This window comes from Parabacteroides johnsonii DSM 18315 (assembly GCF_025151045.1).
Classification (GTDB): domain Bacteria; phylum Bacteroidota; class Bacteroidia; order Bacteroidales; family Tannerellaceae; genus Parabacteroides; species Parabacteroides johnsonii.
The window spans coordinates 662,101-673,099 of sequence record NZ_CP102285.1 but is presented as its reverse complement, the minus strand read 5'-3'; the positions used below and the strand labels follow the sequence as shown (position 1 = coordinate 673,099).

General features: G+C 45.3%; 3 protein-coding genes, 2 tRNA genes, 3 rRNA genes and 1 other RNA gene. 2 read left to right on the top strand and 7 right to left on the bottom strand.

Translation table 11 applies throughout. The features are described from left to right. Positions 1 to 402: 402 nt before the first annotated feature. From rrf to NQ564_RS02940, 7 genes are all read right to left on the bottom strand, one after another. Positions 403 to 513, bottom strand: a 5S ribosomal RNA gene (rrf, locus tag NQ564_RS02970). Between the two features lie 112 nt (positions 514 to 625). After that, positions 626 to 3,502 (bottom strand): 23S ribosomal RNA (locus NQ564_RS02965). Positions 3,503 to 3,692: 190 nt separating this feature from the next. Further along, positions 3,693 to 3,766, bottom strand: a tRNA-Ala gene (locus NQ564_RS02960). 77 nt (positions 3,767 to 3,843) lie between these two features. Continuing rightward, positions 3,844 to 3,920: transfer RNA gene (locus NQ564_RS02955), tRNA-Ile, on the bottom strand. Between the two features lie 156 nt (positions 3,921 to 4,076). Continuing rightward, positions 4,077 to 5,607 (bottom strand): 16S ribosomal RNA (locus tag NQ564_RS02950). Together the 16S, 23S and 5S rRNA genes with 2 tRNA genes alongside form the textbook arrangement of a ribosomal RNA operon. A 534-nt stretch (positions 5,608 to 6,141) precedes the next feature. Further along, positions 6,142 to 7,002, bottom strand: a complete 861-nt coding sequence (locus NQ564_RS02945; protein WP_005641668.1) for a sigma-70 family RNA polymerase sigma factor — start codon at positions 7,000 to 7,002, stop codon at positions 6,142 to 6,144. Between the two features lie 143 nt (positions 7,003 to 7,145). Then, entirely contained in the window at positions 7,146 to 8,717 is a 1,572-nt protein-coding gene (locus NQ564_RS02940) for a Do family serine endopeptidase (protein WP_008145861.1), read from the bottom strand. A 461-nt stretch (positions 8,718 to 9,178) separates the two neighbouring features. Between NQ564_RS02940 and rnpB the strand changes: the two genes are divergently transcribed. Together rnpB and NQ564_RS02930 are read left to right on the top strand one after the other, a co-directional pair. Then, an RNA gene (gene rnpB, locus NQ564_RS02935) (RNase P RNA component class A) lies at positions 9,179 to 9,537 on the top strand. Positions 9,538 to 9,631: 94 nt separating this feature from the next. Continuing rightward, on the top strand, positions 9,632 to 10,990 hold the full coding sequence (locus NQ564_RS02930; protein WP_008158634.1) for a YihY/virulence factor BrkB family protein: 1,359 nt from the start codon (positions 9,632 to 9,634) through the stop codon (positions 10,988 to 10,990). Positions 10,991 to 10,999 lie beyond the last annotated feature (9 nt).

Below are 10,999 nucleotides of genomic sequence, written 5' to 3'. Positions count from 1 at the left end.
TTGACATTTAAACTTGCTATATATCTATCTCTAAATTAAGAAATGAAATAATCGTACCATTGTTTCAACTCAAGCGTTAAAAAACATTATGTAGCTTGTTCTTAATACAATATACCCAATATGAAATTGCTTGTTACCCAAATCACAATCCATATATGTAGAATTATTCCACATTCTTCCTAAAAAATCCCCAATTATACCTCCAAAGTATTCCCCAACTAACAATCCTCCGAAAAAACACTTCCCCCCCACCAATCCGACACATCTTCCACATGAAGATATCCGTTCTTCCCGTGAAGTCTTTTCCGGCAGAAGTTTAATCGAAAAGGCAGAAACAGAAAAAGGAGCCAGTCTTACGACTAACTCCTTTTCTCTTTTGAGCTCTTTAACTCTACTTTCTAAAAACGGCGGCTATCTACTCTCCCACTTTTACGCAGTACCATCGACGTGGTTGGGCTTAACTTCTCTGTTCGGAATGGGAAGAGGTGGATCCCCAACGCTATAACCACCTTAATAACTTTTATATTAAGATTTTTGACCGGACAACCCCAAGTTAAGCTACATAACTCCTGAGCTAACGACCCAACTTCGGATCGTCCTAAGCGATATATCAATCCTATCCATGATACGAAAGTCTCGGGCGATTAGTACTACTCGGCTTCGACATTACTGCCCTTACACCTGTAGCCTATCTACGTCGTAGTCTACAACGACCCTCAGGGATATCTTATCTTGAGGCTGGCTTCGTACTTAGATGCTTTCAGCACTTATCCAATCCAGACTTAGATACCCGGCGGTGCACCTGGCGGTACAACCGGTAAACCAGTGGTCTGTCCAACACGGTCCTCTCGTACTAGTGTCAGAGCCCCTCAAATATCCTACGCCCACGATAGATAGAGACCGAACTGTCTCACGACGTTCTGAACCCAGCTCGCGTGCCACTTTAATGGGCGAACAGCCCAACCCTTGGGACCTTCTCCAGCCCCAGGATGTGACGAGCCGACATCGAGGTGCCAAACCGCTCCGTCGATATGAGCTCTTGGGAGCGATCAGCCTGTTATCCCCGGAGTACCTTTTATCCTTTGAGCGATGGCCCTTCCATGCGGAACCACCGGATCACTATGCTCTAGTTTCCTACCTGATCGGCTTGTAGGCCTCCCAGTCAAGCACCCTTATGCCATTACACTCTACGACCGGTTACCAATCGGTCTGAGGGTACCTTTAGAAGCCTCCGTTACTCTTTTGGAGGCGACCACCCCAGTCAAACTACCCACCATACAGTGTCCTCGCTTCTGCGAGTTAGAACTCAAACAACCAAAGGGCCGTATTTCAACGACGACTCCACAAACACTGGCGTGCCTGCTTCATAGTCTCCGGCCTATCCTACACATTAGTTGCCCAAATTCAATGTAAAGCTATAGTAAAGGTTCACGGGGTCTTTTCGTCCCATCGCGGGTAATCGGCATCTTCACCGATACTACAATTTCACCGAGCTCACGGTTGAGACAGTGTCCAGATCATTACACCATTCGTGCAGGTCGGAACTTACCCGACAAGGAATTTCGCTACCTTAGGACCGTTATAGTTACGGCCGCCGTTTACTGGGGCTTCAATTCAAACCTTCTCTTGCGATGAGTTCTCCTCTTAACCTTCCAGCACCGGGCAGGTGTCAGGCTGTATACTTCATATTTCTATTTCGCACAGCCATGTGTTTTTGTTAAACAGTTGCCTGGACCTATTCTCTGCGCCCCACATCTCTGCAGGGACCCTTTATCCCGAAGTTACAGGGTCAATTTGCCTAGTTCCTTAACCGTGAATCACTCGAGCGCCTCAGTATTTTCAACCCAACTACGTGTGTCCGTTTACGGTACGGGTACTTTATGAATTTGCTTAGCGGATTTTCTAGGGAGCCTGATTACGTCCATATTGCCTTGTACAAGTACGCGACATACTGTCAGGTTCGACTCTCAAAGCGGATTTGCCTACTTCGATCTACATCTACACCCTTTAACCATCTATTCCGTCAGATGGCAGGACTGTCACTTCTCCGTCTCCACATCGCTCCATAAAGTAGTATGGGAATATTAAACCATTCTTCCATCGGAATCGCCGTTCGGCTTATCCTTAGGTCCCGACTTACCCTGATCCGATTAACGTTGATCAGGAAACCTTAGTCTTTCGGCGAGGAGGTTTCTCACCTCCTTTATCGTTACTTATACCTACATTTGCGTTTCCATGCACTCCAGCAAGGGTCATCCCTCACCTTCGACGTACATGGAATGCTCCCCTACCATCTCATACGAGATCCATAGCTTCGGTAAACAGTTTATGCCCGAGTATTATCCACGCCAGACTCCTCGACTAGTGAGCTGTTACGCACTCTTTAAATGAATGGCTGCTTCCAAGCCAACATCCTAGCTGTCTCTGCAGTCTGACTTCGTTAGTTCAACTTAACTGTTATTTGGGGACCTTAGCTGATGGTCTGGATTCTTCTCCTCTCGGACGCGGACCTTAGCACCCGCGCCCTCACTCCTTATAAATATATATAACGCATTCGGAGTTTATCTGGACTTGATAGGCGGTGAAGCCCTCGCATCCAATCAGTCGCTCTACCTCATTATATACTATATAAAGGCTGCACCTAAATGCATTTCGGGGAGTACGAGCTATCTCCAAGTTTGATTAGCCTTTCACCCCTACCCTCAGTTCATTGGAACACTTTTCAACGTATACCCATTCGGACCTCCAGTTGGTGTTACCCAACCTTCATCCTGACCAAGGGTAGATCACTTGGTTTCGCGTCTACTCACTCCGACTATACCGCCCTTTTAAGACTCGCTTTCGCTTCGGCTCCGGACCTGAAGTCCTTAACCTTGCCGGAGAAAGTAACTCGTAGGTTCATTATGCAAAAGGCACGCCGTCACAATCAAAAGATTGCTCCGACCGCTTGTAGGCAGACGGTTTCAGGGACTATTTCACTCCTCTGTTCGAGGTGCTTTTCACCTTTCCTTCACAGTACTGGTTCGCTATCGGTCTCTCGGGAGTATTTAGCCTTACGGGATGGGCCCCGCTGGTTCACACAGAATTTCTCGTGCTCCGCGCTACTCAGGATACCACTAGGCTTCATTAAAGAGTCGTATACTGGGCTTTCACCGTCTACGGCCGTTTTTTCCAAAACGTTCTACTTCCTTAATCGCTTGCCATGGCGTGGTCCTACAACCCCGATATTGCCTAAACAACATCGGTTTGGGCTGTTCCGCGTTCGCTCGCCACTACTTGCGGAATCACTTTTGTTTTCTTCTCCTATGGGTACTTAGATGTTTCAGTTCCCCACGTTCGCTTTCCTTACGGAATGACTGGCCTTCTACCAGCCGGGTTGCCCCATTCGGAAATCTTGGGATCAAAGGTTATTTGCACCTACCCCAAGCTTATCGCAGCTTATCACGTCCTTCATCGCCTCCGAGAGCCAAGGCATCCACCGTCTGCCCTTGCTTACTTTCTTTATCACTGACACAGTTTTCAAAATTAATAATTAAACAATTAATAATTAATCTTGCGTGTCGGATTGATATATCTTTAGCTTGCTCTTACTTTTTTTGTTACTTTACTTTTTTGAAGTTGTCCAATACGTCAAAGATCTTATGTTTAATGAATAATTAATAATTAATAAATCAATAATCACTCATCTTGTGTGGAGAATAACGGATTCGAACCGTTGACCCTCTGCGTGCAAGGCAGATGCTCTAGCCAGCTGAGCTAATCCCCCGTAGAGAGTTGAAAGTGCAGAGTGCAGAGTGGAAAGTTGTTTACCTTTCAACTGTTTACTCTCAACTGTCAACTGTTTGGTAGTCCCAGGCAGAGTTGAACTGCCGACCTCTACATTATCAGTGTAGCGCTCTAACCAACTGAGCTATAGGACTGTCAACTGTTGTGCGCCTGAGATAAATACCTCAGCCTCATCTTTCTCTATACCGGCATGCCCGGTTAAGATCATATTTTATACATATTCAACCGTAGTACCAGAGAATAACATACCTCATTGAAATTACTACTTTCTCATGAGACTCTGGCTCCAGAAAGGAGGTGTTCCAGCCGCACCTTCCGGTACGGCTACCTTGTTACGACTTAGCCCCAGTCACCAGTTTTACCCTAGGCCGATCCTTGCGGTTACGGACTTCAGGTACCCCCGGCTCCCATGGCTTGACGGGCGGTGTGTACAAGGCCCGGGAACGTATTCACCGCGCCATGGCTGATGCGCGATTACTAGCGAATCCAGCTTCACGGAGTCGAGTTGCAGACTCCGATCCGAACTGAGACATGGTTTAGAGATTAGCATCCTGTCGCCAGGTAGCTGCCCTTTGTCCATGCCATTGTAACACGTGTGTCGCCCCGGATGTAAGGGCCGTGCTGATTTGACGTCATCCCCACCTTCCTCACAGCTTACGCTGGCAGTCTCACCAGAGTCCTCAGCACGACCTGTTAGTAACTAGTGATAAGGGTTGCGCTCGTTATGGCACTTAAGCCGACACCTCACGGCACGAGCTGACGACAACCATGCAGCACCTCGTAATCAGCTATTGCTAGAAGACCTCTTTCAAGGTCGGTCTGACTACGTTCAAACCCGGGTAAGGTTCCTCGCGTATCATCGAATTAAACCACATGTTCCTCCGCTTGTGCGGGCCCCCGTCAATTCCTTTGAGTTTCACCGTTGCCGGCGTACTCCCCAGGTGGATTACTTAACGCTTTCGCTGTAGAGCTTACTGTGTATCGCAAACTCCTAGTAATCATCGTTTACTGCGTGGACTACCAGGGTATCTAATCCTGTTTGATACCCACGCTTTCGTGCTTCAGTGTCAGTTATGGTTTAGTAAGCTGCCTTCGCAATTGGAGTTCTGCGTGATATCTATGCATTTCACCGCTACACCACGCATTCCGCCTACCTCAAACACACTCAAGTAACCCAGTTTCAACGGCAATTTTATGGTTGAGCCACAAACTTTCACCGCTGACTTAAATTACCACCTACGCACCCTTTAAACCCAATAAATCCGGATAACGCTCGCATCCTCCGTATTACCGCGGCTGCTGGCACGGAGTTAGCCGATGCTTATTCATAGGGTACATACAAAATGGAACACGTCCCACACTTTATTCCCCTATAAAAGAAGTTTACAAACCATAGATCCTTCATCCTTCACGCGACTTGGCTGGTTCAGCCTCTCGGCCATTGACCAATATTCCTCACTGCTGCCTCCCGTAGGAGTTTGGTCCGTGTCTCAGTACCAATGTGGGGGACCTTCCTCTCAGAACCCCTATCCATCGTCGGTTTGGTGGGCCGTTACCCCGCCAACTGCCTAATGGAACGCATGCCTATCTATCAGCGATGAATCTTTAACAAATAGTCCCATGCGGAACCCCTGTTTTATGGAGTATTAATCCGACTTTCGCCGGGCTATCCCCCTCTGATAGGTAAGTTGCATACGCGTTACTCACCCGTGCGCCGGTCGCCATCAATAAGTATTGCTACTTACCATGCTGCCCCTCGACTTGCATGTGTTAAGCCTGTCGCTAGCGTTCATCCTGAGCCAGGATCAAACTCTTCGTTGTTGAAATTGTTTTATATCTTCGCTCAGAATCTCGTCTTTATCGTAGTCACTGACGGTATGTTTCGTATTTCTATACGTCTCTTGTACTACTTGTTGATATGTAATATTTTCAAAGAACTTATCGCTATCTCTTAGAGAACGTGAGTGCAAAGATAAGAACTTTTATTTTTAACTTCCAAATTTTATCGGAACTTTTTTCAAAAGTTTTTTGTTTCATCATTTAAACACCTGCGTTCTCTCTCGAATGCGGATGCAAAAGTAGTGCTTTATAACATACTCACCAAACATTTTTGCAACTATTTTTTAACCCGTTTGTAAAACCTTTACTCTAATCTCTGAACCACTGAATGTTACATACAAAACTTTTTTATTCTCTACCACACTCCCGTTTTCAAGCTATACACAAGGATTTCATATGGGTATTATAATGTACAAGGAAAGATTTAACCAAGACCATCAACCATAATAACGAGGAAAGCCCCCTATCCTAACGGATAAGAGGCTTTTAAATCCTTTTGTTTTCCTCCGAAAGAGGTTAACCTAAATACGATTTGAGGAGCTTGCTACGCGTACCTTGTCTTAGTCTTCTAATTGCTTTTTCCTTGATCTGGCGGACGCGCTCTCTTGTGAGGCCAAATTTGTCGCCAATCTCTTCCAATGTCATTTCCTGACAGCCTATACCGAAAAACATTTTGATTATCTCACATTCTCTTTCGGTTAATGTAGCAAGGGCTCGATCAATTTCTTTTGCCAATGACTCGTTCATTAACGACCGGTCAGCGATAGGAGCATCATCGTTAACAAGCACATCCAAAAGACTGTTGTCTTCGCCTTCCACAAACGGAGCATCCACCGAGATATGTCTTCCCGATACTTTTAAGGTATCCGAAATTTTATCTACCGGAATATCCAGTTCATCTGCAAGTTCTTCAGGAGAAGGTCTACGTTCGTTTTCCTGTTCGAATTTAGAGAAGGCTTTACTGATTTTATTCAACGAACCTACCTGATTCAACGGAAGACGGACAATTCTCGACTGTTCTGCCAAAGCCTGCAAAATAGACTGACGAATCCACCACACAGCATAAGAAATAAACTTAAAACCTCTGGTCTCGTCGAATTTTTCAGCCGCCTTAATCAATCCCAGGTTACCTTCATTAATAAGGTCCGGTAAACTTAACCCCTGATTTTGATATTGCTTAGCTACAGATACAACAAAACGCAGATTCGCTCTGGTCAATTTTTCCAATGCTCTCCGGTCGCCTCTTTTGATAGCCTGTGCCAATTCTACTTCTTCTTCTACTGTGATCAGATCTTCACGGCCTATTTCCTGAAGATACTTGTCAAGAGAAGCGCTTTCGCGATTGGTAATGGACTTTGTGATCTTTAACTGTCTCATCCAATGTTTTTATATTGAGAATATCAGGGTGCAAAGATAATATTATTTTTATTGACAGAATTGGCTGGATGCACCCTACACCCAGCCAATTATAAACCTTTAACAATCTTCCCGCCAAATAAGACGAATATAACGTTATTTTATTATTCAGCCAGATCTATAGCATATACTTTCGTACGTCCATTCGGATAAAAACCTTTCACTACGATGTAACGATCGTCCTCATTACCCTTCAAAACCTTGTCAACTATTCTCTCAAGTTGTTCAGGAGATGAAATCTTCTGATCATTTACAACCATGATGATGAAACCTTTTTTGATACCGGCATCTTTCAGTTTACCATTCAATAAACCGGTCACTTCAATACCATAGCTTACACCTAATTCACGTTTCTGTTCGTTTGTCAACGCGCTAAAAGCGGCTCCTAAAACTTCAGCACTGTCGGCTGCTCCCTTCACTACGGCTGTACTGCCCTGTGCATTACGAAGTTCCACATTAAATGTCTTGGTGCTACCATTACGGTCTACAGTCACCTGCACTTTGTCACCCGGACGATATTTACTAATCTGTTCCTGCAGAGCATTCGCAGATTTCACTTTTGCACCATTTACGGCTACAATCACGTCACCCTTTTCAATTCCGGCCTCCTTAGCAGTACTGCGGTCTGCGAAATCAGCCACACACGCACCTTCAGATACTTTTATCTTGGATTTCAAGGCACTCAGTTCTTCTTTCTGTTTAGCCGGCAAGTTCGGATAGCCCAGCATATCGGCAATATCACCCACACTCATGATCTGGACACCCAAGATTGCACGCTGTACCGTACCATACTGCTTCAAGTCGTTTGCCACTTTCCCAGCAATGCTGATAGGCACTGCAAACGAATAACCGGCAAAGTTTCCTGTCTCGGAATAAATAGCGGTATTGATACCGACCAGCTCACCTTTCGTATTCACCAGCGCACCTCCACTGTTACCGGGGTTCACGGCTGCATCGGTCTGGATAAACGACTCGATCTTGCTCTTGTCTCCGCCTCCCATCGAGATGCCACGTCCTTTTGCACTCACAATACCGGCTGTAACCGTAGAAGTCAGATTAAACGGGTTACCGACAGCCAACACCCATTCCCCGACTTTCAGTTTTTCAGAATCACCGAACGGAATGGTAGGAAGATCTTTTGCATCAACCTTAAGCAAAGCGATGTCTGTCGTCGGATCGGTTCCAACCAATTTGGCTGCAAACTTGCGGTTGTCATTCAATGTCACTTCCAGTTCATCCGCTCCATCGATCACATGATTGTTCGTTATAATATATCCATCGGTCGAAATGATCACCCCGGAACCAGCCCCTACCCGTGGTTGTGGTTGCGGGCGCTGGAAACCACCACGTCCTCCGAATCCGAAGAAATATTCGAACGGATCAACATACTGCGGCTGATTGCCTCCGTCGGCATATTGTTTGGCATTTGTCGTGGCCTTAATATGCACAACGCCATGAACCGTACTTTCTGCTGCCGTAGTAAAATCCGTATTCTCTGCAGCAACCGTATTATAACCGGCTAACCGGATCGGCTGATTGAAGGTATTTGCTGAGCCAGAAGCGCTAAATACCGGTTGATTCTTATTAATCAGGTAAGCACTCGTCCCAACAGCCGCCCCCGCACTGATTGCAGCAACGAGAACTATACCAAGCACATTTTTCCACATCTTTTTCATACTCTTATTATTTTATCAAACATTTAAATTTAACACTTTTCTTTCGACAAAGAAAAGTCAAAAATCGTGCGATTATTCCATTTGAGACTGTTTTTTTATCACTTTTAACGGCGCTCCGCAAGGGCTTAACTGCGATTAACAGTACTGTGTAATGCAAAGTACCTTTTTAACAATCGACTGTCTGACAAATGGTCATACATTCAATAATATAACAGCAAGAACGGCAGAATGTTTCCCATGAAACTGCCATCAGATGCTTATGTAATTTATTTTCGACAATGTCGAAAACATATACGACAATGCCGAGAATATACACGACAACGTCGAAAATATACATGACATTGTCGAAAACAAATTAGACTGGCAGAAAAGTAAAAGAGAACCATATCGAACTCTTTTGATGTAACTATCCTATTTTTCAATTTTCAATTGTCAATTAAAAGAATTACCTTTGTCCCATTGCAGTTTGCCGGTCTGTCGCTCGTCCTTCGGGACGGGAGGAACGTCCGGGCAACAGAGAGCACCATACTTCTTAACGGGAAGCTGTCCGCGAGGGTAGAGTTGCGTAACAGAAAACGACCGCCGGATCTGTCCGGTAAGGGTGAAAAGGTGAGGTAAGAGCTCACCGGATCTTATAGTAATATAGGATGCCGTACGTCTTATGGGTTGTAAGGTCATGTATACCGGCGCATGTAGGATTGCTCGTCCGATGCCGGGGGGTAGACCGCTAAAGCTTACTGGTGACAGTAAGACGAGATAAATGGCAGACGCTCCCGTACAAGCGGGAGTACAGAACCCGGCTTATAGGCAGACTGCTTTTTTATAATGTGCCAGTATACCAATTCAACAATATGCCAATTAAATGGTTTCTATTGGTATATTGGCACATTTAATTTATTGGCACATTATTATATATGAAAACAACCGATAAAAAGACACTTGGAGAACGGATCAACGCCTTACTGACAAGAACGATCCGTTTCGTCACTTACGACATTTGGCGGATCACCGAAAATGAAGTAAGCGGCCTGAAAGAACTTTATATCAATATAATCAAGACTATCATTCTTGCCGTCAGGGGTTTCCAGAGCGAGAATCTACAAACAAAAGCATCAGCCCTCACCTACAGCACATTGCTGTCCATCGTTCCTTTATTAGCCGTATTGTTAGGGATAGCCAAAGGGTTCGGTTTCCAGGGAACGGTACGCCAGGAGCTGTTTGATTATTTTCCCGGCCATGAGGCCGAACTGAGCAAGGCTTTCGAATTCGTGGAAAGCTATCTGGCACAGGCACAAGGCGGTGTAATCATCGGAGTAGGTCTGATCCTGCTGTTTTACACGGTTATCAATCTGATTTCTTCGATAGAAGACACATTCAATGATATTTGGCAGATACAGAAATCACGTCCATGGTACCGGAAAATATCCGACTATCTGGCATTGTTCCTGATCCTCCCGGTGTTGATGACAGCCTCCAGCGGTTTATCTATCTTCCTGTCTACCTTGCAAAACTCGTTTTTCAGCCAATATTTCTTTTTTACACCGTTAGTCGAACTTATACTGAACATAACACCTTATATCATTACAATCCTGGCATTCACGGGGCTTTATATTTCATTACCTAATACGAAAGTCCGGTTCGTAAACGGCCTCGTGGCCGGAATCCTGTCGGGCATCGCATTCCAGTTTTTCCAGTTTATCTACATCAGCGGACAGATTTGGGTGAGCAAATACAATGCGATCTACGGTAGTTTTGCCGCTTTACCCTTGTTGTTGCTATGGCTGCAATTGTCATGGCTGATCTGCCTGTTCGGGGCGGAAATCTCGTATGCCTCCCAAAACGTGAAGAAATTCAGTTTCGAACGGGACAGCAAGAATATCAGCCGGCGATATAAAGATTTCCTCACGCTGCTGATCGCCTCGCTGATCGTAAAACGGTTCGTGAAAGGAGAAAAGCCTTATACGGCGGATGAACTGTCGGACGCTTACCGCATACCGATCCGCATCACGACACAGATACTCTATCAACTGACCGAATTGCACATCATTATCGAAGTCAATTACGGAGATGACGAACGCGTCGTCCACTACCAACCGGCCATCGACGTAAACAAGATCACGGTCAGTTATCTGCTGACACGAATGGACGAATACGGTTCGGAAAATTTCAAAATTGACACGTCCAAATTGTTCAGCAAAGAATGGAAAGCTTTGCTGAAAACCCGAGAGGACATGATTAAGGCGAATGATAACATTTTGTTGAAAGACCTTTAAACAATTGAC

Bases quoted from the DNA above. Each gene is read 5' to 3' on its own strand.
- NQ564_RS02945 (WP_005641668.1), bottom strand. From the start codon at position 7,002: ATGAGACAGTTAAAGATCACAAAGTCCATTACCAATCGCGAAAGCGCT.
- NQ564_RS02940 (WP_008145861.1), bottom strand. From the start codon at position 8,717: ATGAAAAAGATGTGGAAAAATGTGCTTGGTATAGTTCTCGTTGCTGCA.
- NQ564_RS02930 (WP_008158634.1), top strand. From the start codon at position 9,632: ATGAAAACAACCGATAAAAAGACACTTGGAGAACGGATCAACGCCTTA.